17 protein-coding genes and 2 tRNA genes are annotated in these 24,907 nt (G+C 57.9%); 14 read left to right on the forward strand and 5 right to left on the reverse strand.

What is annotated here, in order from left to right; translation table 11 throughout:
• Positions 1 to 494 precede the first annotated feature (494 nt).
• The 3 genes from AB4Z24_RS17770 to AB4Z24_RS17780 all read right to left on the reverse strand — a co-directional run bounded on the left by AB4Z24_RS17770 (position 495) and on the right by AB4Z24_RS17780 (position 4,815).
• The gene (locus AB4Z24_RS17770; RefSeq protein WP_441710380.1) at positions 495 to 2,399 is read right to left on the reverse strand and encodes a potassium transporter Kup; all 1,905 of its coding nucleotides are present in this window, start codon (positions 2,397 to 2,399) and stop codon (positions 495 to 497) included.
• 110 nt (positions 2,400 to 2,509) lie between these two features.
• On the reverse strand, positions 2,510 to 3,391 hold the full coding sequence (locus AB4Z24_RS17775) for an MgtC/SapB family protein (RefSeq protein ID WP_441710381.1): 882 nt from the start codon (positions 3,389 to 3,391) through the stop codon (positions 2,510 to 2,512).
• A gap of 167 nt (positions 3,392 to 3,558) precedes the next feature.
• Positions 3,559 to 4,815 (reverse strand): patatin-like phospholipase family protein, encoded by a 1,257-nt coding sequence (locus AB4Z24_RS17780; RefSeq protein WP_441710382.1) that lies wholly within the window; start codon positions 4,813 to 4,815, stop codon positions 3,559 to 3,561.
• A gap of 299 nt (positions 4,816 to 5,114) precedes the next feature.
• Here AB4Z24_RS17780 and AB4Z24_RS17785 point away from each other — a divergent pair.
• The 4 genes from AB4Z24_RS17785 to AB4Z24_RS17800 all read left to right on the forward strand — a co-directional run bounded on the left by AB4Z24_RS17785 (position 5,115) and on the right by AB4Z24_RS17800 (position 6,754).
• Positions 5,115 to 5,183: transfer RNA gene (locus AB4Z24_RS17785), tRNA-OTHER, on the forward strand.
• 3 nt (positions 5,184 to 5,186) lie between these two features.
• Positions 5,187 to 5,255: transfer RNA gene (locus tag AB4Z24_RS17790), tRNA-Asn, on the forward strand.
• 88 nt (positions 5,256 to 5,343) lie between these two features.
• Positions 5,344 to 5,472 carry a hypothetical protein gene (locus AB4Z24_RS17795; RefSeq protein ID WP_441710383.1) on the forward strand — a complete coding sequence of 43 codons (129 nt, stop codon included), beginning with the start codon at positions 5,344 to 5,346 and terminating at the stop codon, positions 5,470 to 5,472.
• 124 nt (positions 5,473 to 5,596) lie between these two features.
• Positions 5,597 to 6,754 (forward strand): slipin family protein, encoded by a 1,158-nt coding sequence (locus tag AB4Z24_RS17800; protein ID WP_441710384.1) that lies wholly within the window; start codon positions 5,597 to 5,599, stop codon positions 6,752 to 6,754.
• Positions 6,755 to 6,964: 210 nt separating this feature from the next.
• Here the strand turns inward: AB4Z24_RS17800 and AB4Z24_RS17805 are convergent, their stop codons facing one another.
• Complete coding sequence (locus tag AB4Z24_RS17805) at positions 6,965 to 7,210, reverse strand: hypothetical protein (protein ID WP_441710385.1); 246 nt, start codon at positions 7,208 to 7,210, stop codon at positions 6,965 to 6,967.
• 327 nt (positions 7,211 to 7,537) lie between these two features.
• On the opposite strand from AB4Z24_RS17805, the gene AB4Z24_RS17810 reads away from it, so the two are divergent.
• The 4 genes from AB4Z24_RS17810 to AB4Z24_RS17825 all read left to right on the forward strand — a co-directional run bounded on the left by AB4Z24_RS17810 (position 7,538) and on the right by AB4Z24_RS17825 (position 14,684).
• Positions 7,538 to 9,274 carry an ABC transporter permease gene (locus AB4Z24_RS17810; RefSeq protein ID WP_441710386.1) on the forward strand — a complete coding sequence of 579 codons (1,737 nt, stop codon included), beginning with the start codon at positions 7,538 to 7,540 and terminating at the stop codon, positions 9,272 to 9,274.
• A gap of 9 nt (positions 9,275 to 9,283) precedes the next feature.
• Positions 9,284 to 10,594 carry an ABC transporter ATP-binding protein gene (locus tag AB4Z24_RS17815; protein ID WP_441710387.1) on the forward strand — a complete coding sequence of 437 codons (1,311 nt, stop codon included), beginning with the start codon at positions 9,284 to 9,286 and terminating at the stop codon, positions 10,592 to 10,594.
• A gap of 1,107 nt (positions 10,595 to 11,701) precedes the next feature.
• Complete coding sequence (locus tag AB4Z24_RS17820; protein WP_441710388.1) at positions 11,702 to 13,033, forward strand: hypothetical protein; 1,332 nt, start codon at positions 11,702 to 11,704, stop codon at positions 13,031 to 13,033.
• A 43-nt stretch (positions 13,034 to 13,076) separates the two neighbouring features.
• Positions 13,077 to 14,684, forward strand: a complete 1,608-nt coding sequence (locus AB4Z24_RS17825) for a phosphate ABC transporter substrate-binding/OmpA family protein (RefSeq protein WP_441710389.1) — start codon at positions 13,077 to 13,079, stop codon at positions 14,682 to 14,684.
• 53 nt (positions 14,685 to 14,737) lie between these two features.
• Here AB4Z24_RS17825 and map read toward each other — a convergent pair whose 3' ends face one another.
• Positions 14,738 to 15,496, reverse strand: coding sequence for a type I methionyl aminopeptidase (gene map / locus AB4Z24_RS17830; RefSeq protein WP_441710390.1), 759 nt, complete (start codon positions 15,494 to 15,496; stop codon positions 14,738 to 14,740).
• Positions 15,497 to 15,656: 160 nt separating this feature from the next.
• Between map and AB4Z24_RS17835 the strand changes: the two genes are divergently transcribed.
• The 6 genes from AB4Z24_RS17835 to AB4Z24_RS17860 all read left to right on the forward strand — a co-directional run bounded on the left by AB4Z24_RS17835 (position 15,657) and on the right by AB4Z24_RS17860 (position 24,883).
• Positions 15,657 to 16,781, forward strand: a complete 1,125-nt coding sequence (locus AB4Z24_RS17835; protein WP_441710391.1) for an efflux RND transporter periplasmic adaptor subunit — start codon at positions 15,657 to 15,659, stop codon at positions 16,779 to 16,781.
• Positions 16,782 to 16,787: 6 nt separating this feature from the next.
• Complete coding sequence (locus AB4Z24_RS17840) at positions 16,788 to 19,910, forward strand: efflux RND transporter permease subunit (RefSeq protein WP_441710392.1); 3,123 nt, start codon at positions 16,788 to 16,790, stop codon at positions 19,908 to 19,910.
• Positions 19,911 to 20,230: 320 nt separating this feature from the next.
• On the forward strand, positions 20,231 to 21,631 hold the full coding sequence (locus AB4Z24_RS17845; protein ID WP_441710393.1) for a selenium-binding protein SBP56-related protein: 1,401 nt from the start codon (positions 20,231 to 20,233) through the stop codon (positions 21,629 to 21,631).
• Positions 21,628 to 22,299: a hypothetical protein gene (locus AB4Z24_RS17850; RefSeq protein ID WP_441710394.1), complete on the forward strand. Its 672-nt coding sequence runs from the start codon at positions 21,628 to 21,630 to the stop codon at positions 22,297 to 22,299. The genes AB4Z24_RS17845 and AB4Z24_RS17850 overlap by 4 nt, the downstream gene beginning before the upstream one ends.
• Positions 22,300 to 22,654: 355 nt before the next feature.
• Positions 22,655 to 23,590: a sulfurtransferase gene (locus AB4Z24_RS17855; protein ID WP_441710395.1), complete on the forward strand. Its 936-nt coding sequence runs from the start codon at positions 22,655 to 22,657 to the stop codon at positions 23,588 to 23,590.
• Positions 23,591 to 23,665: 75 nt separating this feature from the next.
• Positions 23,666 to 24,883, forward strand: a complete 1,218-nt coding sequence (locus AB4Z24_RS17860) for a YeeE/YedE family protein (protein WP_441710396.1) — start codon at positions 23,666 to 23,668, stop codon at positions 24,881 to 24,883.
• Positions 24,884 to 24,907: the final 24 nt, after the last annotated feature.

Here is a 24,907-nt window from a genome sequence, read left to right on the forward strand (position 1 = left end):
GCAATCCTGAAGCTGCTGAGAGCGGAACAGCTGGTCGCGAGCTAGATCGGAACGCGGCGCCCAGCGGCACCAGCGAAAGTGGGGTGCCATATCCGTGGTCCACTGAGGCCCACGGAAGCCGCACCGGTATCGGATGTTTGCATCCGACTGGACCGACGCGATTCGGGCATAGAGCTCGCAGCTTGCTCGTTTGCCTTCGACGTCTCCGCGCCGATCATCCCCGCCAAATTTAAAGCTGAAGCCACGGTCATCGAAACGCATCGTCTGAGCTTCGGCACCCCCAGCGATCCCAGCAATCGTAGCCGCACAGACTACCAAAGTCATAATTCGCATTTGCTATCCTTGGTTCGAGTTTGCAGCAGCTGCGTTATCGATGGATTGTGGCCGAGATGTTGCGGTATCTGCCGAAGGACGAGATATATATTCGAAAGGTGGATATCGCTTTCTCTGCGGAAGCGGCCACTACCGCAAGATCCGGCGAACGCTGGATCGTCCTAGATGGCGACCTGCCTACCGATCTCGACGAGTCGGTCACGCGGGAAATTGAACGCATCTGAGAGATGCATGGCGTTACGATGAAAGAGAGAGAAGACGGCGACGAGCCATTTCGGCAGGCCGTCTCCATCCTCTCGCGAAACAACGGTTTCGACTGCGACATAGTATGTCACATCGGTAAGGTCCACGCCGCATCCGCGCTTCGTGAGAGCGTCGAGCAGTTTCACCACGTTCGGCCGCTCGAGAAATCCATAGCTCGCGTTCACGCGCCAGAAATTCGGGCCTTCGAGGGTGAGTGTGGCGCGGTTCTCATCATCGACCCAGGGCGTGAGTTGAGTTTCGATCGTAAGGGCCACCACCCGTTCCTGCAACGAATGGGAATGGTCGACATACCAAGAGATGACCGGCGGAGTTTCCGTTTTCACGCGAGTTAGGAATACGGCAGACCCTCGAACGCGGGACACGCCCGCTGCGGGCAGGCCCGCAAGAAATGTTGCCAGAGGAATTTCTCGCCCCCGCAGACGATCGCGTATGGCCGTCTGCCCGAGGTGCCAGATGTACATAATGGCATAAACGGACGCTGCAAGAATGAGCGGAACGTATCCGCCATCGGCGATCTTGACGAGATTGGCGGCGAAAAACAGGGAGTCGACGGTCAAAAAGATGCCCGCCACAATTGCTGCTTTGATCAGACTCCACTGCAGAACTTCGCGCATGGCGATGAACAGGAGGACGCTGGTCATAAGCATGGTCGCAGAGACAGCGATGCCGTACGCCGACGCCAGATTGTCCGATTTTCGAAATGCGAGCACGAGACCGATCGTCACGAACATGAGAAGCCAGTTGACGACACCGACATAGATCTGGCCGTACCCTTCTTCAGACGTTTGTGTAACGAACATGCGCGGCATCCAGCCGAGCCGTATTGCTTGCCGCGTCATCGAAAACGCGCCGGAAATGATCGATTGGCTGGCGATGATTGTTGCCAACGTCGCCAAAATGACGAGCGGAAGAAGCAGCGAATCCGGGCAGAGCCGGAAAAAGATATTGTCGTCGCTCGCGCCGTTCTCAAGAATATAGGCGCTCTGTCCGGCATAGGAAAAGAAGAGGCTCGGAAAAACGATCCCAAGCCACGCGAGGCGAATGGGGGAGGCACCGAAATGGCCCATGTCAGCGTAAAGTGCCTCGGCGCCGGTCACGCATAGGAATACTCCGCCAAGCACCAAAAATCCGGTGGCGCCGCTCATCGCCAGGAAATGGATCGCATACACTGGGTTGATGGCGGCGATAACGGAAGGATGGCGGAACATCGCTATAATACCGAGCACCGCGATCACAATGAACCAAAGAAGCATGATTGGACCAAAGGCACGGCCAATTCGCGCAGTCCCCAGTGGCTGGATAAGAAACAATGCGACAAGGATGCCGATCGTGAGCGGCAGGATATAAGGCGCGACAGCCGGCGCCGCGCGCTCCAGACCTTCAACAGCCGACAAGACAGAGATTGCGGGAGTGATGGCGCCGTCGCCATAGATGAGTGCCGCACCGAAAAGGCCTGCAGCGATGATCATTGGCCGTCTATGACGTTTGATGCCGATCAGCGACATCAGCGCCAAGATCCCCCCTTCGCCTTCGTTGTCGATTTGCATCGCAACCATCACGTACTTGATGGTCGTAATGATTGTGAGCGTCCAGATGATGAGCGACAGTGAGCCGAGAACGACGTCCGGATCGGGTTTGCCGCCGGCGAGAGCGACAACGGTTTTCAAGGTGTATAAAGGGCTCGTTCCGATATCCCCGAAAACAACGCCAAGGGAAGCTAGACCAAGAGCGGCCATACCGGATTGTCTTACCGGCGCCCGATTGATCGCCTCCAGGCTGCTTTTTCCACTCGTCGTCGTCATTCGATCTCAAGCCCACATTGCGCATCTATCGAATAGTGCAAAAAGCGACAAAGCAGGAGTAGTTCTAACGTTCGATGTCGGCATATGGATCGGAGGTCCGTGTCCACACTCTATTCTTCCGAAATAGTGCGGTTGACTTGCCAACTCGCCGCCGTCACGTGTGGTTCGAGGCTTAGCCGTCCGACGACCTGTTCAAGAGATGCGTCGTTGCGTCTCTCTGCAACGGCCTGCGCTGTGACGGTCACCTTCAAAGTCTCGGGAATGTCCTCACTGTCGATGCGCCGTAGGCCGAGCCCGGCTTGGGAAAGCGCGTGCAGAAGGAGTGATCGCATGTGCGCCTCCTCCGCGCCCTTGCACGTGACCTCGACCGTGTAATGTGCTTCGACGTCGGTTGACATCAAAGCTCGCGTATTGAGACGTTGAACCAGCGGTCGCAGTATGAGGTTTGTGGTCACGACGAGAAAAGCCGCGGCCAAGCTTGGGATCCAGAAACCACCCCCGGCAAATGTGCCGACCATGGCTGAGCACCAGAGGGTCGCCGCAGTATTCAGTCCATGGACGTTGATGCCCTCACGCAGGATGACACCGGCACCGAGGAAGCCGATGCCGGAAACCACCTGAGCGGCGACCCGCGTCGGATCTCCCTGCCCCACCATCGCGGAGAAGACGACAAAGCCGGCAGAACCCAGTGCCACAAGTGCGTTCGTCCTGAGCCCAGCCATCTTCTGGTGCCATTGGCGCTCAAAGCCAATGGCCGAGCCGAGGAGGAGAGCAAGACCGAGCCGAAGAAACGGCTCGAGAGCGCCGACCGAGTTGAGGTCCATAGATTTCAGCCCTGATCTGAGATCGTCAATTGTTTCCCGCAACAAGAAGCTTGCGGACAGGGCGCGCGTGACGATGCAGAGATTACAGACATCGGCGTGCTCCTGCTCCAGCGTCTTAACATGAACCGTTGGAAAGTCAGCAACACCACCTGAAGCGGCTTTGGTCAATCGATAAGATAGAACGATAGCGTTCTAGGTTGCCTGTCGGGTGTCCATCACTGTTTTGGGTTTAGATGGCCGATCGGCACCGCTTCATTCCCAGTCTGGAACCCTAAAATCCGTCACAGCGTCGGTTCGGTGAAGTTCAGCCTGCCGTCCGGAGATATCTATCGCCATCACCGCGCGGACTTGAGATCGCGCTCGCGTGGTCCGTCGGGCCGCTCATAGTCGGCACCGATGGTCGGCCCGCATTCGGTCGCACGCGGCAATGTCAGTTGAGTGACGATCCCATTGATCGCATCGCGATGCTCTGCAATGAAGTCGCGTGTTCGCGCCTCGAGACGTGCAAGGGCATCAGGCGACGAATCGTCGAGTTCGATTGGCGGCTCACCGAGATCGACCTGCACACGATAATAGTCGCCATGCCCTTCAAGCTTTTTCTCGACGATGCCGTCGATGGCGGGATCAGAGAATGCGATCTCGAGGAGAGGGTCCATCCAGCCGAGCACACCCCAGCCCCATGCCTCATTGAATGTGTATTTCCGCGTCGAACGTCCGGTCCCGATCGATACGAGCAGCACAGGCTTTTCAGACCGTATGACTTGGCCATAGGCCAGGGCATCCAGCGCTGGGTTGTTCGCAAAGAGCGCACCGTCGACCAGCGAGAGATATTCTACCGTCTTGTTGGGGGTGCGATAGGCGATACGGGCCGGAGGGAAGAACGTCGGCGCCGCGGTTGCGCCACGCACGATGTCGCGCATATAGAAGCGGCCCTGGCCGCCCCAGCTCACGAACCACACCCGGTTGTTGGCCTCGATGTCGTAGGCAGGCACCGCGACGTTGGTCAGTGCCTCCTGCAGGCGCACGTCTTCGAAGTAGGAGCGGAAGAGGACTTCGACGTCGCTCGGGTCGAATTTCGGCCGGAAGATGCGCCTCAGCGACCGGAACGGGCCAAGAGAAGACGGGAATATTCGCCCCGCCTTATCTCGGTAGAGCTTGACGAGATCGTCGGCACTGAGCGCGGGCTTATGTGCGTCCGCATTGCTCGGGCGCGTCAGACCAAGCGCGAGGATCGAACCCGTCGAGGTGCCGACGATCAGGTCGAAAGATGTGGAAATTGGCTGCCCCGTCCGCCGCTCGATCTCGGCTAGAATGAGTGCAGGCACGAGCCCTCTGACGCCACCGCCGTCAAGAGAGAGTATGCGCGTGCAATCACCGTAAGTTCGCGGACCGATACCGGGAACGTATGTGACGCTCGACGCCCCTATGGTTGCGATGTCTCCTTCGATCGGGTTGATTGCGAGGGGAGGAGGTTCCCCTGTCGCGTGCAGCCAAAAAGCAAAACCGCCGCTCCCGCCGGCAATGAGCAGAATGAGGAATATAGCGATAATCCCAAGAGCCGTGCGTCCGACCCCGGTCCCCCTGTCCGCCATGGTCTACCCTGTAACGCTTCTCCCGCCGGGCACATTATAAGCAATTTTATGCCCTCGGTTGTAGACCGCGTTCTATCGGATCAATCCGGCAGGCTGCAACACCGTCGAGCAGTCTACGGACGAACGAATACGATCCCTGGCGGGTTCGAAACATTTTTATCACCGGGGCGCCGGCGGCTTCAATTCCGCCCGAATTTCGCGGCTTATGCACACTCCTTGCCGAATGCAGATGTCCCGGTTTTCCAAGCCTGGCTGGCGCGCGCCGCATTGCGGAGTGTGTGTTCCGCGTTCGATGAGACCGGGTATTAGCTCAGCGGTAGAGCGCCCGCTTAGGCGGGAGGACGGGGGTTCGATTCCTTCATACTCACACAGCGACTAGCTCAGTGGGTAGAGCACAGGACTGTTAATCCTGCTGTCGCGGGTTCGATTCCCGCTTCGCAATCCGACTGCCAATCGGAAACTGCTTGATGGGAACCGGCCATGACTTCCGCTCTTCACATCCGGGCAACCGGATTTGGAGGGCAAGCGGTGGGACGTTCTGCGCTTCCGGCAGATACCGTCGCCACGCACCGCTCTGCCGCCGGGCACCGGCGCGAGGTCATCCGTAAGGATGCTCGTGGCCGCAACCCGAACGAAAGGGTGAAGCGAGACGACTGAAGCCGGAGCCCGCGCTCTTGCTGTGAAGACACGGCCGGTAACCTTTTTCGATCATTGCGAACGAAACGATCGCTGAACAAAGGCAAAAGAATAGAAGGTCAAGAAGGGCCCAGGAGTATTCTCAGTGCAGCGCGCAGGACTATTTTCCCTGTTTACGGTCAAGGACGATGAGCGGGCCTTTTTGTCCCGCGACGGCCGCTTCGAGCGGCTACTCGAGCCGGGCCGGCACAAGGCTTTCGATTGGAACCGCCGGCTCTCCGCTGAAGTGGTGAAGGTCGTGCGCGCGGAAATCGCGGCCGAAAAGGCGCTGTTGCTCAGGAAGACCCATCCGGAGCTTGCGGAAGAGCATTTCGCCATCGTCCAGCCCGCGTCGTCGGAGGTCGCCATCGTCTTGTTCGACGGCGAGCCGAAACACCTCGTACTTTCCAACACCACGCGGGCATTCTGGAAGACGGTCACGCGAGTCGATGTTGAAACGATCAACACGAGCAGTGACATCAGGGTGTCGAAGCGCCATCAGGACAAGCTCGATCTTGCCCGCATGTCGGTCATCACGTCGGCGGTCGTCGAGGCGTACGAGGCCGGCCTGCTCATGGTCGACGGCAAGCTTGAGGAGCGGCTGGCGCCTGGGCGTCATGCGTTCTGGACGGTTGGGCGCACGGTCAAAATCGTCAAGGCCGATCTGCGTCCGCAGCCGCTAGAAGTAACGGCGCAGGAAATCCTGACCAAGGATCGGATCGGCATTCGCGTGACGTTGACGGCGTTCGTCAAGGTTGTCGACGCGGAGAAGTCGGTGCTGTCGACGAGCGATGTGAACGGTACGCTCTACCGGATGATCCAGTTCGCCATACGCGAAGCCGTTGCGGCGCGTACGCTCGACGAAATTCTGGCGGCGCGCGACACGATCGATAACGAGGTGCGAACGTTCGTGTCCGAGCGGGCGAGACAACTCGGTGCTGAGGTCGGCGAAATCGGCGTCAAGGATGTGATCCTGCCGGGCGACGTCCGTGAGCTCTTGAACAAGGTCGTGGAGGCCGAACGTGTGGCGAAGGCCAACTTGATCCGTCGCCAGGAGGAAACGGCGTCGACCCGTTCATTGCTCAACACGTCGAAATTGATGGAGAACAATCCGCTGCTTCTCCGCCTCAAGGAACTTGAAGCACTCGAAAAGCTCGTCGAGAAGGTCGGGCGCATCGACCTTCATACGGGCACCGGTGCTCAGGGCTTCGATGCTCTTCTGACGAACCTGGTTCGGATCAAGGGCTCTATGGAGAGCGAGTGATGCACCGAGGACGTGCGCTCGTCCAGATAGCGCGTGTACGTTAGGAGCCGCAGTCAGATGCAATGCCGCGACGGAATGCGCCAGTAGCGGCGAAGCGAAATAGTACGAGGTCCGGATGTTCGCTCGGGGATAAATGCGGAAATGACAGTCGTGTGACAATTTAAGAAAAGGACGTGGCCTAAGAAGGCCACGTCCTCACGAGTCGTATCCCTAGTGCTCCCACCACCACCAGTCCGGATGCGCTCTGCGCCAATCTGCATGACGTTCCTTGGCTTCTCCGAGCCTCATCCCGAATTGAACGCACGCTTTGCGGTCGCCCTTATTGCAGAGTTCGTGCAGCCCTAAGAGCTGTACTTCCCGGGCGTGCCAATCGTCGGCGCGTGCGGCTGCACTTAGCAGCGCAGCGCCGAGCACGGAGAGTGCGGCGACGGCTTTTGCCTTCGACCGAACGGACATCGATACCTCCATTGAATTGCCTAAGGGGCGGCGACGTCATTGATGTCAAATCCGGCGGAAACGCGACCCGTATTTGCGTTTACGCGCCGATAAGCCGAATGACATAGGCCGGAACCAACCGCGCAATCCATGACCCGGAAGCGTGCGAGAACGCTGAGCTAAAAAGTCAGTGCAAGTTGTGGGTGGCCCCCGGTGTCGCGCACTCTCATCCTGAAGGCTAATTGCAGACTGCAAAAAAACTGCTGCGTGTTTTACAAAAAGTAAGGTGCGGGCGGCCCGCAAATCTGACAGTCCAGACGCGCCGCAACCCACCACGCCGGAACCGATATGACGTTGAAGTGGCCTGACTTCCCATCCATCACGCGGCGCGGGGTTCCCAACTACTGGGACCTCTTGGCCTTCACCGTCATTATCGCGATCTTCATCGCGATCGCGCAAGGTGCGCGAGGCATGGTTGCGCCGCTGTCTCCAGTCGAGCCCATTCCAATTTCGCTCGACTATTGGAATCTTCCCTACTACGCGCTGCGAACGACGCTACGCATGTTTGCGGCGCTCGCGGCCTCTTTCGTTTTTACATTCACCTATGCCACCTTGGCGGCGAAGAGCCGCCGCGCAGAGATGGTCTTGATCCCATTTCTCGACGTGCTGCAATCCGTGCCGGTTCTTGGATTTCTGTCATTCACAGTGACGTTCTTCATGGGGCTCTTTCCGGGAAGCATGATGGGTGCCGAAGCCGCGGCGATTTTCGCGATCTTCACGAGCCAAGCCTGGAATATGGCATTCTCGTTTTATCAGTCACTGCGGACGGTCCCGGGCGACCTCGAGGAAGTTACGCGGGGTTTTCACCTCACGGGATGGCAGCGTTTCTGGTTTCTCGAAGTTCCGTTTGCGGTACCAGGATTGCTTTGGAACACCATGATGTCGATGTCCGGCGGCTGGTTCTTTGTCGTCGCATCCGAAGCAATATCGGTCGGCAACACCACAATCAAACTGCCCGGGATCGGATCATACTTGGCGCTCGCGATCGAACAGCGCAACATTTATGCTGTCGTCGCAGCCGTGTTCGCGATGTTTGTCGTCATTCTCGCGTACGATCAGCTGCTTTTTCGCCCAATCATCGCTTGGGCGGGAAGATTTCGCGTCGAACTATCGGCCGGCCAATCGGCAGAAGAATCGTGGGCGCTCAGAATATTCCAGCGAACGCGCTGGCTTCGCAGCATTTCCGATTGGATCGGACAAAAGTTCATGTGGGTCGCGTATTGGCGGCTTCCCGCTCCATTTTCGAGGCCTCTTTCCAAAAACGGCGACAAGCGCCTGTCGCGACTTTTGGATGTCGCCTGGTACGCCGTCATCGGGGTTGTCGCTCTCTACTCGATTTGGAAGACATATTCCTTTATCGCGACGGAGCTCTCGTGGGGCGATACCATTGAGGCTATCTCTGTCACGTTTGTGACGATGGCGCGCGTCGTCATTCTGCTCGCTCTCGCTACCCTATTCTGGGTTCCCGTGAGCGTTTGGATCGGACTTCGTCCGCGCGTTGCTGAGCGACTGCAGCCCCTCGCGCAGTTCCTGGCCGCGTTCCCCGTCAACGTCATTTTTCCGATTGTCGTTGTCGGCATTCTTTATTTTCATCTCAATCCGGATATCTGGCTGAGCCCGCTCATCATTCTCGGTACGCAGTGGTATATTGTTTTCAACGTGATTGCGGGCGCATCGGCCTTTCCGAACGATCTAAAAGAAGCCGCCGCGAGCTTTGGCGCCAAAGGCTGGCAATGGTGGCGGGACGTGATCCTTCCGGGCGTCTTTCCATATTATGTGACGGGCGCGCTGACCGCGTCCGGGGGTTCCTGGAACGCCAGCATCGTTGCGGAATATGTTCGTTGGGGCGACGATAAGGTCGTCGCACACGGCATCGGATCTTACATCGCGCAAGCGACGGAAGCCGGCGACTATCCAAAAATTGTGCTCGGAATTGCGGTGATGTCGATATTCGTCATTGCATTCAATCGTCTTCTCTGGCGGCCGCTATTCGGCTACGCCGAACGCCGTCTGCGCCTGAGCTGAGGAATCGTGATGTCAACGTTATCTGCAACGCCACTTCTTGAAATCCGCCATGTAGAGCAGCGTTATCGCAGTACTGCAGGCGACGAGGGTATCGTCATCCTCGATGACGCGAACTTGTCTTTATATGAAGGTGAGATCGTCGGGCTGCTCGGCCGATCTGGCTGTGGCAAGTCATCCCTGTTGCGGATCGTTTCCGGACTGGCGCGTCCAAGCGCCGGCGAGGTGATCTACCGGGGCGAACAGGTAACGGGACCCGCAAATGGCGTTGCCATGGTCTTTCAGAGCTTCGCTCTCTTTCCCTGGCTCTCGGTGCTCGAAAACGTCGAATTCGGTCTTCGTGCTATGGCCGTTCCGGAAGAAGAAGCACACCGCCGGGCATTGTCTGCCATTGATCTCATCGGGCTCGATGGATTTGAATCGGCCTATCCGAAAGAACTTTCGGGCGGCATGCGTCAGCGCGTTGGTTTTGCGCGCGCCCTCGTGGTCAATCCAAGCATCTTGCTGATGGACGAACCGTTCTCCGCCCTCGACGTTCTGACCGCAGAAACACTTCGCACCGACCTCTTGGACCTCTGGTGCGAAGGCCGGATGCCGATCAAGTCCATCCTGATGGTGACACACAACATCGAAGAAGCCGTGTTGATGTGCGACCGCATCCTCATCCTCTCATCAAATCCGGGCCGGGTCGCATCGGAGATGACGGTGACACTCAAGCACCCTCGCCATCGGCTTGATCCCGAATTCCGCCAGCTCGTCGACACGATTTACGCGCGCATGACGCAACGCCCGGTTACCCAGCCGGGCCGCGAGGGCCATTTTCCTGGCATGGGTTTCGGCATGATCCTGCCTCAGGTTTCGACCAACACGCTTGCCGGTCTGATCGAGGCGGTTGGAGCGCCTCCCTATAATGGGAAAGCGGACATGCCCGAAATCGCACGCGAGCTCCAGATGGAGGTTGACGAGCTTTTTCCGGCTGCGGAAACATTGCAACTGCTACGCTTTGCCGAGGTAGAAGCAGGCGATCTTCATCTGACTCCCGCCGGCAGGAAGTTCGCGGACGCAGACGTCGATGTTCGCAAGAAGCTCTTCGGTGACCACCTGCTGGCCTACGTACCATTGGCGGCCAGAATTCGCCGCGTTCTTGACGAGAGAAGCACCCATCAAGCACCAGCCGATCGCTTCGCGCAGGAACTCGAGGACTATATGAGTGACAAAGCCGCTGAGAGCACGCTGAGGTCTGTTACCACCTGGAGCCGTTACGGCGAACTATTTGCCTACGATGAGACCGCCCGAGTCTTCAGTCTTGAGAACCCGCAGTAGTTGCGGGTCTTCGTCGCAAAATCCGCCTGAGGTCGAAATCGCGGGCCAGTAGCCATCCTAAGATTGCAGATGTGCTGAGCAGCATAATGTGCTCGCGATGAGGATCATAAAATCGTCATTGCCTTGTCCCCATAGTACGGCAACGGGGAATAGGGGCCGGTTCTCAAAAGTCAAACTTCTTTCATGACGGGGGATGGCTCCGGGCATTGAGATGCAACGTCGAGCCCTTGGGGAGAGGTGCGGCTTGTCTCCTTTCCAACACGCAGGCTCAGTCGTCTTCCCGCTATGAGGCCGAGAAAAACGGTGACCGGCAATCAGCAGAACTTTCCTAGTTTGAAGGACGCCTTGGTCGTCCGAATGGCACCGCGAGCTTCGCAACCGGATAGATCCCAGAACGCGATAGCGCCCCCAAACCTGCCAACGGACGCCGCTTCGATCACACTGCCAACGATCATCGAAAGGGCACGTCTCGAGGCGCAGAGACCACGTGAACCCAACACGCGTTCTCCAGCGTCTTCGGCGCGTTGGCGGGCGAATTTGATTGCATTATTGGCAGCGACTTTTCTCGCTGGAGTTCTTTTCACCTTCGCTCTGTATTGGACTGGCCTGATCCCCGGGATGACGAAGACGACGCTTATTGCGCAACAAAGAGACCTCGTCTGGCCGGACCTCCTTGCTCCCGGACCTATATCGCCGCGCGGACAGAACTCATCTGGAGTAACCCCCGATCAAGCTTTCCAAATGGCCGATGCCAAGCTGCATGGTCTTGGGGCGCCGCCTGATCATGAGGAAGCCCGATATTGGCTTAGAATCGGAATTGCCGGGGCACTCTCAGGAGATCGTCTCCGATGGGCCCTGACCCAGCTCGGAACACTCTATGCCCGACCGACGGCATCTCAGTCTGAATATGAGGTTGCCCGTTCGGTATGGGAACTTGCTGCCGCTCAAAAAGACCCAGTCGCGCTCTGCTTCCTCGCGCGCCTTGAAGCGGATTTGCCCAGCACACACGCAAATAAGGAGACTGCATTGAAATTTTTTGAGCAGGCCAAGGCCAAGGGCGCGTGTGGCGGGGCCGAACAAGCGATTGAACCTCTGAACCGGTGAACCATGCCCCGTGCACTGGAAGGAGTTTTTCTGATTATTGCCGTCGTTTTCACGGCATTTATCGACGCGAGACCATCGTTCGCCGGTGATGGTGCCGACACAACCCCATCACGGCAATTGTTCATAGACCAGCGAAGGCTGCCCGAAGATGCGGGAAAGACCAATCAGCCCCCGCCGCCGCCCGGCAATGGAGATGAACAGCGCAAGGCGGAAGAGCAAAGAAAGCTCGACGATTTAGCAGCCAAATTGAAAGCGCAAGAGGAGGAGCTTGCTGCCAGAGAGGCCGTCGCACGCAAGAAATTCGAGGAACTGAAACGCCTGTCGGCCGAAGAGGAAGTGAAGCGCAAAGGGGACGAAGAGCAATTGCGCGCTCGTGAAGCGGAGGCGCAAAAACAGGTCGAGGAGGCAAAACGACTGGCCGATGAAACGCGCAGAAAACTTCAGGAGGATTTGAAAAATCAGTCGGCACAGAAGGCCAGCTCCGACATATCCTCTCCGGCAGTTTCGCCCGCCATAGGCAACAATGCCGAGAAAAGTGCCGATGCTCCGGCACAATTGGAGCCTCGTGCGACCTTGAGTGTGCCGGCCATTGCGCTGACCTGTCCTGACGCCACTGTGGCGGTAGAACCATTGCCTGGCGGGCGATCAAAGATCGCGGTCCATTCGCCATGCCGGCATGGCCAGGACGTCAACATGCAATATGGCCCGATCGCGATCGGACGCACGTTCAACGACAAAGGCGACGCTGAATTCATCGCCGATATGTTCCTCGGGCCTGAAGCCAAAACCGGTGTCTCACTCGCAGATGGGCAGCAGCAGCGCATCCAACTCGCGACTGGCGACCTCGATGAGGTCACGAAGGTTGCGGTCATCTGGAATGCTCCCGTCGATCTCAGCCTCCACGCCTTTGAATACGCGGCCATGCAGGGAGAACCCGGGGACGTTTGGAGCGGTGCACCACGCAATGCTGCCGCTGCTTCTGAGCTCATCACAAAAGATGGTCGCGGTCATGGCTTTATGTCGAGCATCAGCGACGGCAAGGCGCCCGGTCCGAAAGCGGAGGTCTTTACTTTCTGGCACGGCAAGCAGCAAAGCCGGGGGGTCGTCGCGATGGCGCTCGACTACGAAACACGAGGCACGAATCCAAATGGAGATACCTGCGGGAGCGGACGCTATGCGCAGGTTCCGATTGAAGTGATCGTTCGCGAGACGAGCGGCGCTGTAACCCGTCAGAACGGCCTCATCGCCTCGGTGCCATGCGGCCAAACACTGAGTTCCGAAGCGCGCTATCAAACCGGAATCGTGCCGGACATCCGCATTCACAACACACACTGACTGCGGGCCGATACCATTCACAATATTCTGTAAGGGGGTAAAAATGCCGGACAGAAACAACGCAGCACGAATTCTCGCGTGCACAATTGTCGGGATATGTGCGTGCGCAGCCAATGCACTTTCCGGCGAAGTGACGTTACGCGCCAAGAATGGTGATTTTGAAATCAAAGGCGAACTCGCTGCCTACGATCAAAATAAGTACACCATACTGTCCACGAGCCTCGGCTCCATGTCACTCGACGCCTCGAGGTTCGACTGCATAGGTAGCAACTGCCCCAGCGATGCTGTCGCGATGCGCACTGAGGCCGCGCCCTCCGACGTCCCGGCGGGTCCCACATCAATTTCGATCAGCGGATCGAATACGATCGGCAACCAGCTGATGCCTAGCCTCATCGATGCCTATGCCCAATCAACGAGTAAGACGCTGACGAAAGTCGTGAGCCCCGATGGGCTCGACGTCGAGTTTAAAATGTCAGGCAAAGATGGCAAAGACGAAGGCGCGATTGCGCTGCATCGGCACGGCTCAGCCACGGCCTTTGCCGATATGGAGAAGAAAGTCTCGCAGATCGGAATGGCCTCGCGGCGCGTGAAGGATGACGAAGTCCAAAAGCTCGCGGCCATAGGTCTCGGTGATGTTCGACGTCCCGGAAGCGAGCATGTTCTCGGTCTCGACGGTCTGCTCGTGCTCGTATCGCCGCAAAATCCGGTCGTTTCCTTGCCGATGGAAACCATTGCCAAGATCTTCTCGGGTGAGATCACCGACTGGTCGCAAATCGGCCAGCCGGCTGGCAAGATTGATGTCTACGCGCCGACAAAGGAATCCGGCACGTTCGATACGTTCGAAAGTCTGGTCCTGAAGCCTCACAAGTTCGAGCTGACGCCGAACGCCAAGCGCACAGCCAACCATGCGGAACAATCGGATTGGGTCGCGCATGATCGCAACGGGATCGGCTTCGCGGGCATCGCCTATCAGCGAAACGCAAAAGCCCTGAACATCGTCTCGACCTGCGGACTCATAGCGCCGCCTTCGACATTCAGCATCAAGACCGAGGAATATCCGATTTCGCGGCGCCTTTTTCTCTATACAGGCGGCGAGCCGCGCGACCCGGTCGCACGGGGTCTTCTGGAGTTCGCGCTTTCGCATGATGCTCAGCGGATCGTCAAGCAATCCGATTTCATTGATCAGGTACCGGAGACCGCGAGCTATGAATCTCAAACCAGTCGCATCGCTTTTGGACTTAACGCTGCGCCGCTGAATTTTGACGAAAACCTGATGAATGCTTTCACGAGCGATGTCAGATCGGCTCAGCGTCTTTCAGTGACGTTTCGATTCCAATCGGGCTCCTATGAGCTCGATAATAAAGCTTTGGCCGATGCCAAGCGGCTCGTGGAACTCCTACAATCCGATACCTACAAGGATAAAACGGTCCTACTTGCCGGCTTTGCCGATACGAAGGGTACGTTTTCAATCAATCGGAGCTTGTCGCTTCACCGGGCGCAGGCTGTGCTCGCGGTTATGAAGGCCAACGGGCTTTCGCATCGACAGGCCAAGATTGCCGTCAAGGGATACAGCGAACTTGCTCCTGTCTCGTGCAATGACACCGAGGAAGGCATGCAACTCAATCGCCGCGTCGAGGTTTGGATCAATTGATTTTCTGTTCCTGCAGCGAGCGATAAGGGCCAAAAGCAGCCGTGGCGCGAGGGCTACCCGGGTAAGGTCACGACAAGAGGTCCCCTGCGCGTCGCGATGACGGTGTGCTCATATTGCACGGTCGGTGCTCTGGGGCTGCTGAAGAGCGTCCACGCATCTCCGGCTTCGCCACCATCTTCCGCCCATTCGGCGCCCAGAGAAAGAAACGGCTCCACGGTGAAGACAAGGCCTTCATTCATGATCCGCCGGTCGGATTGAACCGGCCAGGTTGCGATCTCCGTCGGCTCCTCATGCAACGCACGACCGACCCCGTGGCTGGCAAGATTTTGAACGAGCGTATAGCGGTTTCGGCGAGCGAACGCGCCGATCGCTTTTCCGATGCCGCTGAGCGGCTTGTTCGCGCCGATCTGCCTGATGCCGGTCCACATGGCTCGTCGCCCATCACGGCAAAGGCGCTCGATCGCTTTGGAGACCGGCGGCACAGAGAAAGATGCGCCCGTGTCGGCAAAAATACCATTCTTTTGCGCAGAAACGTCGATATTGACGAGGTCGCCCGCAGCGATCCGACGGTCCCCAGGAACGCCGTGAGCGATCTCTTCGTTGACACTGATGTAGGTCGCACCCGGGAAGCCGTAGCAAAGCTCGGGAGCAGGCGTGGCCCCTGCTCTTTCCAGAAGACCTCGACCAAACTCATCCAGTTCGCCCGTCGTCATTCCTGGCTCGATGGCCGTTCCCATTGCTTCCAGTGTGTTGGCGACAATGCGGCCGATCTCCTTGAGCCTGTCGAGGTCGTCATCGCTTGAAATCGTCATTCGCTATCCCGTCAATTTGTATGAATTCATATTCACGGGATTTGCTTTTGGCAAACGCCTAGCGGTACTGCGGCGCATGCTCGCTATATTGACAGGTCGGCAGTGAGCACTACCAATGACATTTGCTATTACTGCCAACCGGGGAACGCTGGAGTGTTCCATGCGAGGCATCAAGTTACTGTTGGAATTCGCCCTCGTCGCATTTGCAGCCGCTCTCGCGCGTACCGCTTCAGTGCCGGCGGCCGAGGCGCCACCACCGCCATCCGTGTCGGTCGTCGCCGTTGCGCAGCGACAGGTCACCGAAACAGGCGACTTCGTGGGCCGGGTGACCGCTGTCGATAAAGTTGACATTGTCGCGCGAATTGAAGGCTTTATTGAAGAACGAACCTTCGTCGAAGGACAGTTCGTCAAGAAAGGCGATCTTCTCTTTCGCATCGAGCAGGATCTTTACAAGGCCGCAGTTGAACAACAACGCGCCAACCTAGAGCAAGCCAAAGCAAACTCCGTGAACGCAGATCTCCAGCTGAAGCGGGGGAAGGAACTCATCAACGATCGCCTGGCGATCTCGCAGTCAGATCTCGATCAGCGCACGGCGAATGCCGCGTCGGCAAAAGCGCAAGTATTGCAAGCACAGGCGCAGCTCGATCAGGCGCAAATAAACCTCGGCTATACGGAAATCCGCGCGCCCGTCAACGGCCGAATTGGCATCGCCTACTTTACAGTTGGCAACTTGGTCAATCCTTCTTCGGGGCGGCTTGCGACGCTCGTCAGCCAGGATCCGATCTACGTTATCTTCCAGGCAAGCCAGCGCGATGTGCTGGCTTACAAGCGCCGGGTCGCAGAATCCGAGGACAAGAGCCCGCACGCCACGGTTCACATTCGTCTGCCAAACGGAGTTCTTTATGAGCATCCGGGCATAACCAACCTGCTCGATGTTCAGGCCGATCCGAATACGGACACGATCGCGGTGCGCGCGACAGTCCCCAATCCCGATGGCATCCTCGTCCCGGGCGGCGTCGTTGGCGTCACGGTCGACCGCGGCAAACCAAAAAACGCACTCGTCGTGCCACAGGCGGCGGTCCAGCTCGATCAGGGCGGGCGATATGTTTTGGTCGTCGGCAAAGAACGAAAGGTCGAGATCCGGCGGGTGACGACCGGCGCGGAGATTGAGAGAGACGTTGTCATTACGGAAGGATTGCACGAGGGCGAGCAAGTTATCGTCGAGGGGATCCAAAAAGTTCATCCCGGTCAAATCGTCGACGCTGCGCCTGTAAGTGGGAATTAGCGAGAGATGCTGTCGGGGATCTTCATCGACAGACCTCGCCTCGCCTTCGTAATCGCCATTGTCATTACGCTCGCAGGCATCATTGCCATTCGCGTTATTCCAATCGCGCAATTTCCCGACATCGTGCCGCCGCAAGTCACGTTGACGGCTACATATCCAGGCGCGGATCCCGAGGTCGTCGAAACAACGGTCGCGCAGCCCATCGAGCAACAGGTCAATGGTGTCGACAATGCACTTTATTATCAGTCGGCCAGCGGTTCAGACGGCAGCTACACACTCAACGTGACTTTTGCCCTTGGCACCGATCCCGATATCAACACGGTCAATGTTCAGAACAGAGCGAGTCTCGCAGCCCCGCAATTGCCGCAAGAAGTGACGCGCGCGGGCCTATCTGTGCGTAAGAAGTCCGCCGCCCTCTTGCAGGTGATCAGCATTTATTCTCCGAAAAATACCCACGACGCCGTCTACCTCAGCAACTACGCGACGATCAACATCATCGATGTGCTCGCGAGAATTAATGGCGTCGGACAGGTCGCGTTGTTCGGACCATTGGACTACTCATTGCGGATCTGGCTTGACCCCGACCGGCTGACTGAGCTTCAGCTGACGCCTGGAGATGTGATTGCAGCCGTCCAAAGTCAAAACGTTCAAGCTGCGCTTGGAAGGATCGGCGCCGCCCCGACGTCGAGCACACAGCAATATCAGATCTCGATTAAAACAAAGGGGCGGCTGACGCATCCCGAAGATTTCGCGGCCATCATTCTGCGTACAAATCCCGACGGATCCATCGTACGCATAAAGGATGTGGCTCGCGTCGAGATGGGTGCGCGCTCTCAAGATCGGCACAGCCGATTCAACGGAGCCCCGGCAGCCGCTTTGGGCATATATCAGACACCGGGATCCAATGCGGTTGAGGTCACCCAGGCGGTGCGTAACGCGATGGATAAGCTGGCGGAACGTTTTCCCGATGACCTCGCCTACTCAATCTTTTTCGATTCAACTGTCTTCGTGACTGCGACGATCACCGAGGTGATCCACACGCTCGTCATTGCAATCGCTCTGGTTGGCGTCGTTGTTTTTATTTTCCTTGGACGAGCCCGAACGACACTTATTCCGCTGGTCGCAGTTCCCGTTTCGATCATCGGCACTTTTGCGGTGCTTCTCGCCATCGGCTACACGGCGAATACTGTGTCGTTGCTCGCGCTCGTGCTCGCAATTGGTATCGTCGTCGATGATGCCATCGTCGTCGTTGAAAATGTGGAACGCGTTATCGAAGAGGAACCCGAGCTCAGCATTCGGGACGCCTGCAAAAAAGCGATGTCGGAGATCACGGCACCGATCATCGCGATCACACTCGTGCTGTTGTCCGTTTTCGTTCCTGTAGCTTTCATTCCGGGTATCAGCGGACAGCTCTTTCGTCAGTTTGCGGTCGCCGTGTCTGTCGCGATGTTGATCTCGGCACTCAACGCTCTAACCTTAAGTCCAGCACTTTGTTCTGTCCTGTTGAAGCGCGGTCAATCAGCCTCAGGACCGATGCGTTATGTACTCGCCGGCATCGATCACACCCGAGATGGGTACGTCTTTATTGTTCGCAGGATCGTACGGCGATGGGGAATTGCGATACTTTGCGTGCTTGGCACGCTCGCGGCTTCCGCTTGGCTGTTCAACAAGACGCCGAAGAGCTTCCTTCCTGATGAAGATCAAGGCGCGATCTTCGCTGCCCTCAGACTTCCTGAAGGCGCATCCATTCCTAGAACGGAGGAGGTGGTAAAGCAGATCGAGGATATCGTTCGGCCTATACCGGGTGTTGAGGGTGTCCTATCGGTCGTCGGCCTGAACTTTATCGATTATGTCGCGTCGTCCAATCAGGCTTTTTTCGTCATCCGATTGAAGCCTTACGAAGAGCGTACGCGGCCATCCGAGAGTGCAGACGCCATCATCGCGCAGCTGCGGCCCCGAATGGCGGCAATCAAGGATGCCATCGCATTTCCATTCAATCTGCCTCCGATTCTTGGTCTCGGCAGCACGGGCGGATTCCAGTTCGTGTTGGAGGCGTTGCAAGGTCAGTCGGCGACCGATCTTGCGGCGACACTTCGCGCGCTGGTGGTTGCCGCTAATTCGCAACCCGAGTTGGCCGGTGTATTTAGTACCTACGCCGCAGACACGCCCCAGATTTATCTCGATATCGATCGCGACAAGGCACAGGTGCTGGGTGTCAGTATCTCAGATATCTTTAATGCGCTCGAATCGACACTTGGCAGTTACTACGTCAACGATTTCAATATTTTTGGCCGCACCTGGCAAGTCAATCTCCAGGCGGAGATTCCTTTCCGAAAACGCATTGACGATATCTATCGAATTTACGTGCGGAACAGCCACGGCAGCATGGTGCCGATGCGCGCACTTGCCGACGCAAAGCTGGTGCAAGGACCGCAAACAGTCGTTCGCTATAACGGTTATCGCGCCGCAATCATCAATGGTGCTCAAAAACCTGGCTACAGCTCGGGTCAAGCGTTGACCGCCATGGAAAGGATTTCAGCGTCGACCTTGCCTGCGGGGTTCAGCTTTGAGTGGACGGGAACGGCATTGCAGGAAGTAGCCGCAAGCGGCCGAACTGGCATTGTCCTGACGCTCGCAGTCTTGTTTGCTTATCTCTTTCTCGTCGCACTCTACGAAAGTTGGAACATACCGATTCCTGTGCTTCTTTCCGTGAGCGTCGCCGTTCTCGGTGCGATTGTTGCTGTGCTGAAAGCAGGTCTTGCTTTTAATGTCTATGGTCAGATCGGTCTCGTGGTCCTGATCGCTCTCGCTGCTAAAAACGGAATTTTGATCGTCGCATTTGCCGTCGAGCTACGGCAGGCCGGTAAAGGCATCGCGGAAAGCGCGATTGAAGCCGCACGCCTTCGTTTTCGACCGGTCATGATGACGAGCTTTGCCTTCATCTTAGGATTGGTCCCGCTCGTCTTTGCCGTCGGTCCAGGCGCATTGACGAGACAGGCGGTAGCGACACCGGTATTTGGCGGCATGCTTGCCGCCTCGCTGCTTGGGATTTTCGTTATTCCTCTTCTTTACGCAGGTGCACAGCGGCTGCGGGAAAGTGCAAGCCGGAAGGAAAAGCCCGGGGATTGACCAAGCATTGGCTGCAACCTGAGGCCCGCTAGGAACGCATCATCGAGATTAAATTTGAGCATCGTCTCGCAACGACGGCTTCGCGAGCCGCGGGACTGCCATCCATTGCGAATTCCCGCCGGGCACAATCGTCGCTGGATGGGGTGAGCCGGCACTCTTGTCGAGTTTCCAATGGATCATCGCCATTTTCGCACTATTAGGAAATGACTTGCCGTTGTTGGGGACACCTGATCGGTACATACTCGCGCAATTGACGCTGCACAGCCCAAACATCCGTGCTTACATGGGTGTGGCGCATTTCAAATGAGCGGAGATAGGCAATGGTCCAAAGACCAGATTCAACCTTTTACGCATCTCCGAAGCTCGCCAGCGAAGCCCCGCCCGAGACGTTTGCCTACACGCTGCTCCTCAGCCCGGATTTCTCGAAGCCCGATGCGCTCGCCGTCGTCGACGTCGATCCGTCATCCGCCCAATATGGGAAAATCGTTCACACAGTGACGATGCCGAACAAAGGTGATGAGTTCCATCATTTCGGTTGGAACGCATGTTCCTCCGCATTGTCGCCACTCACGGGCCACGCATTTGTCGAAAGACGATACCTCATCATCCCTGGGCTCCGGTCGTCGCGGCTTTACGTCATCGATACCAAGCCGCATCCGACCCAAGCTAAAATTCACAAGATCATCGAGTCGGAAGAGATCTTTCACAAGACCGGCTATTCGCGCCCTCATACAGTACATTGCGGACCGGATGGTATCTACGTCAGCACGCTGGGCGGCGCGGGTCCCAATGGCACCGACGGGCCTCCCGGCATCTTCATCCTCGACTGCGAGACGTTCGACGTGCTCGGCCGATGGGAAATCGATCGCGGACCACAAACACTGCACTACGATTTCTGGTGGAATCTTCCGCGCAATTACATGGTGAGCAGCGAATGGGGACTGCCACCACAGTTCGAGAACGGAATCGTTGCGGAAGACTTGCTCGCCAACAAGTATGGCCACCGCGTTCATTTTTGGGATCTCGCCGCGCGCCGCAACGTGCAGACGATTGATCTCGGAGCCAATCACCAGATGGCGCTCGAAGTGCGCCCTGCGCACGATCCAGCTCGCGAATATGGCTTTCTCGGCGTCGTCGTTGATACGACCAATCTCGAAGGTTCGATCTGGACGTGGTGGCGCGAAGGCGAAAAATTTCGCATCGAGAAAACCGCGACCATCCCGCCGGAAAAAGCCGATCCGGACCTGCTTCCACCTCTGCTCAAAGGCTTCGGCGCTGTGCCGCCGCTAGTCACGGACATAGATCTCTCGCTCGACGATAGGTTTCTTTACGTCGCTTGCTGGGGCACCGGCGAGCTACGCCAGTATGACGTCACAGACCCGCACAAACCGAAGCTGACAGGATCGGTCCGCGCCGGCGGCATCGCCCGGAAAAGCCCGCACCCGAACGGCGCCCCATTCGCTGGCGGACCTCAGATGCTGGAAATCAGCCGCGACGGCAAACGTGTCTACGTCACCAACTCGCTCTATTCGACGTGGGACGATCAATTCTATCCCTCCGGCGTCCCGGGGACAGTCGCGTTGGTGAACGTCAACCCATCAGGCGGCATTGAACTAGACCAAAAGTTCGGAGTTGAGATCCCGGAAGGCTACCGCACGCATCAGATCAGGCTCGAAGGCGGCGACTGCTCAACTGATTCATTCTGTTATTCATCCGCGTGACGCACTCTGCGGAAGGCTGGAACGCCGGGCTGTGGCTGGCCGTCATCGTCAGCGGGATCTATCACGGGATCAACCCGGGGATGGGCTGGCCACTCGCTGTCTCCGCCGGATTGATGGAGCGGCGTCAGGCGGCACTCTTCAGGGCGCTTGGCATTCTTGCCGGCGGCCATTTCGCTGCAATGGCAATAATTCTCCTCCCGTTCAGTCTCCTCACGACGCTTGTGAGCTGGAGCCGCCAGATCCAGATCTCAGCGTCCCTCCTCGTCATCGGCTTCGGAGTATTCCTATTCTTCAACCGGCGGCACCCGCGGGCCCTCGCCCGGATCCCGCCAGCGAAACTCGCGCTCTGGTCGTTCGCCATCGCCATGGCCCATGGAGCCGGATTGATGCTCCTCCCGATTTACCTTGGGCTTTGTTCGGCATCACAACCATTGGACCCGGGACACGAAGCCGCGATTGCTCTCGCGTCACATAATTTGACCCTAGCACTCGGCGTCGCTGCCATACACACCGCCGCAATGATTGCCGCCGGCGGCATCATTGCTTGGAGCGTATACCGGTATCTCGGGCTGCAAATTCTCTCGAAACTCTGGATCAACCTCGATGCCTTCTGGGCTCTAAGCCTCATCGCGGTCGGTCTTTCGTCGATTGTCGCGTTTATTGGATAAAACCGCGTGACGCTCGTCACCGGCCATCGCGTTCACTCACTCTTGCCCTCGATCCCAATCGAGTTTTCGAGGCAATTACTTGTCGAGCATGTTTTCGAAATCTCGCTAGAGTTCGCTGTCAACGCGGCTTGTGTGCCCGTCTGTGAAATCGAACGCACTTTTTCTTTGTTCAAGCATAACCTCAAGACACATAGCTTTAGAAGGCTCGTTGCCGGTGATCGCATGATGCACCCAACGAGCAGCGATGGGCCGGGGGCAATCGGGTTCAGTCGTTTCGGAGCAGTGCGATGCCGGGCTCAAGTCTGGCGAGACCGCTGGCCGCGCCCCGCAGCTTCAATCTGGAGGTATGTGTCCGATGTTGAAACCGATATTCCTGCGCTGCGCAGTCGTGGCAGCGGCACTGGTGTTGGCGGCCCCTGCATATGCTGCCGACGCAAAGGAAGCACTCGTCACCTACGAGTGGGTGCAGAAAAATCTCGACAATCCCAAGGTTCGGATTGTGGAAGTCAGCGTCGACCCTGGCGTCTATGAGCGCGGCCACGTACCCGGCGCCGTGAACTTTCGTTGGCATACCGACCTCGTCGACAAAGTCTCTCGTGACATTGTCTCGCGCGCGGATTTCCAGAAGCTCATTCAGGGCGCCGGCATCGACAAGGATACGACCGTCGTTCTCTATGGCGACAACAACAACTGGTTTGCCGCCTGGGGCGCCTGGGTGTTTCACGTCCATGGTCTTGGAAACCAAGTCCGCCTGCTGGACGGCGGTCGTAAGATTTGGGAGTTGAAGCAACTTCCGCTCGATACGAAAACGCCGACCATCACCGCATCGTCGTACTCGCTACCTGAGGGCAATCCCAACATTCGCGCCCGCCTGAGCGACGTGCTCGCCGCCGCTGAAAAAAAGGTAGACGTGCACGTCATCGACATCCGCTCGGCAGACGAGTACGCGGGGAAGATATTCGCTCCCGAGGGCTCCAAGGAACTGTCGGTGCGTGCGGGTCACGTACCCGGCGCGATCAACGTGACGTGGAGCAAAGCCGTGAACGCCGAGGACGGCACCTTCAAATCTGCAGGCGAGCTGAAGAAGCTCTATGCGGATGCCGGCATCGACGGGTCGAAGCCGATCATCACGTACTGCCGCATCGGCGAGCGGTCGAGCCATACCTGGTTTCTCCTGACGCAGATCCTTGGCTACGACGTCAAGAATTATGACGGCTCCTGGACAGAGTACGGAAACTCCGTCGGCGTTCCGGTCGCGAATTTGGCTGGCACCGTCTGGCTTGGAAAGTAAGCCTGTCCAACCCCCGTAATTCCGGCACCGGCGGGGCCCGACCCCCGCCGGTGCATGCACGCTTAGGAACAACGCGTGATCTATCGTCTGAGCTTCGGCGCATTGGCTTTTGCGGCCATAGTGGCACTCGCCGTTTATTTTGGCCGCGACACCGAGGGATCGAATCTTCTCCAGTCGATTGTGCTTGGCGCGCTGCTCGGTTCGGTCTTGCAACGCTCCCGCTTTTGCTTCCATTGCCACTGGCGGGATTTCATCGCCGAGCGAGACCCCCGCGGCTTCGCGGCCATACTCGCGGCACTTGCCACCGGAACAGTCGGTTATCTTGTGCTCTTCGGCGCCTGGCTCCCCGACCCGTCGACGGGTCGCCTTCCACCCAATGCCCATATAGGTCCAACAGGGCCGGTGCTCGCCGCGGCGGCATTCGTTTTTGGTATCGGGATGGCAGTTTCGGGATCGTGCGTCTCCGGCCACCTTTATCGCCTAGGCGAAGGTTCGCCGACCGCACCCTTCGCACTTGCAGGTGTCGTTGGCGGATTTGTGCTCGGCTTCAACACGTGGAATGATCTTTACGTCTTCTCCATCGCGACCGCGCCAACGCTCTGGCTGCCCGCGCATCTCGGCTACACAGGCTGGGTCATTTTGCAGCTCGGCGTGATCGCAGCGCTCGCGGCGATCGTTGCGGCGCTCGGAAGACTACCAAAGTCCGCGACCGCGGATGGTTACGACGGCCCACTTCGGTACGCCCTGAGGCGTATCTTTGTCGATCGATGGCCAGCGACGTTGGGTGGGGCCGCGGTGGGGGTAATTGCAACGATCGCGTATTTTCAAGTGCAACCGCTCGGTGTCACCAGCGCCCTGGGCAGCGTTGCTCGCTCCTTAGCGGGAACAGTTGATCTGCTGCCCGACACGCTGCATGGCCTCGACGGGTTTGCAGGCTGCCGCACCACGGCCGCGCGCTTATTGACGCCCAACGCGGCGTTCATCGTCGGATTGGTGCTTGCGAGTTTCGGCTCGGCAGTTGTTGCTGGCCAATTCCGCTCCGCAAGGCCAACGCTCGTCCAGATTTTCCGCGGTTTGAGCGGCGGCGTTCTGCTGGGCTGGGGAGCCATGACCGCGATCGGTTGCACTATCGGCACCCTTTTGTCGGGGACTATGGCCGGTGCGGCATCGGGCTGGATTTTCTTCGCGGCGAGCTTCGCGGGAGTGTACGCGTCTTTGCGGCTATCCGAAGCCGCTCGGGCGGTAGCCGCAAGGCGAGCCGCCTCCCCGCCCGAACGTATGACCAATCCCTAGCCAGAAAACTAAAGTGATGGTTTG

Origin of the sequence: Hyphomicrobium sp. 2TAF46, from assembly GCF_052114865.1 — a bacterium.
Lineage (GTDB): Bacteria > Pseudomonadota > Alphaproteobacteria > Rhizobiales > Hyphomicrobiaceae > Hyphomicrobium_B.

Excerpts from the sequence above, each read along its gene's own strand:
- map (WP_441710390.1), bottom strand. The coding sequence starts at position 15,496 with ATGACGATTTCAAGCGATGACGACCTCGACAGGCTCAAGGAGATCGGC.
- AB4Z24_RS17840 (WP_441710392.1), top strand. The coding sequence starts at position 16,788 with ATGCTGTCGGGGATCTTCATCGACAGACCTCGCCTCGCCTTCGTAATC.
- AB4Z24_RS17835 (WP_441710391.1), top strand. The coding sequence starts at position 15,657 with ATGCGAGGCATCAAGTTACTGTTGGAATTCGCCCTCGTCGCATTTGCA.
- AB4Z24_RS17845 (WP_441710393.1), top strand. The coding sequence starts at position 20,231 with ATGGTCCAAAGACCAGATTCAACCTTTTACGCATCTCCGAAGCTCGCC.
- AB4Z24_RS17855 (WP_441710395.1), top strand. The coding sequence starts at position 22,655 with ATGTTGAAACCGATATTCCTGCGCTGCGCAGTCGTGGCAGCGGCACTG.
- AB4Z24_RS17825 (WP_441710389.1), top strand. The coding sequence starts at position 13,077 with ATGCCGGACAGAAACAACGCAGCACGAATTCTCGCGTGCACAATTGTC.
- AB4Z24_RS17815 (WP_441710387.1), top strand. The coding sequence starts at position 9,284 with ATGTCAACGTTATCTGCAACGCCACTTCTTGAAATCCGCCATGTAGAG.
- AB4Z24_RS17780 (WP_441710382.1), bottom strand. The coding sequence starts at position 4,815 with ATGGCGGACAGGGGGACCGGGGTCGGACGCACGGCTCTTGGGATTATC.
- AB4Z24_RS17820 (WP_441710388.1), top strand. The coding sequence starts at position 11,702 with ATGCCCCGTGCACTGGAAGGAGTTTTTCTGATTATTGCCGTCGTTTTC.
- AB4Z24_RS17810 (WP_441710386.1), top strand. The coding sequence starts at position 7,538 with ATGACGTTGAAGTGGCCTGACTTCCCATCCATCACGCGGCGCGGGGTT.
- AB4Z24_RS17805 (WP_441710385.1), bottom strand. The coding sequence starts at position 7,210 with ATGTCCGTTCGGTCGAAGGCAAAAGCCGTCGCCGCACTCTCCGTGCTC.
- AB4Z24_RS17770 (WP_441710380.1), bottom strand. The coding sequence starts at position 2,399 with ATGACGACGACGAGTGGAAAAAGCAGCCTGGAGGCGATCAATCGGGCG.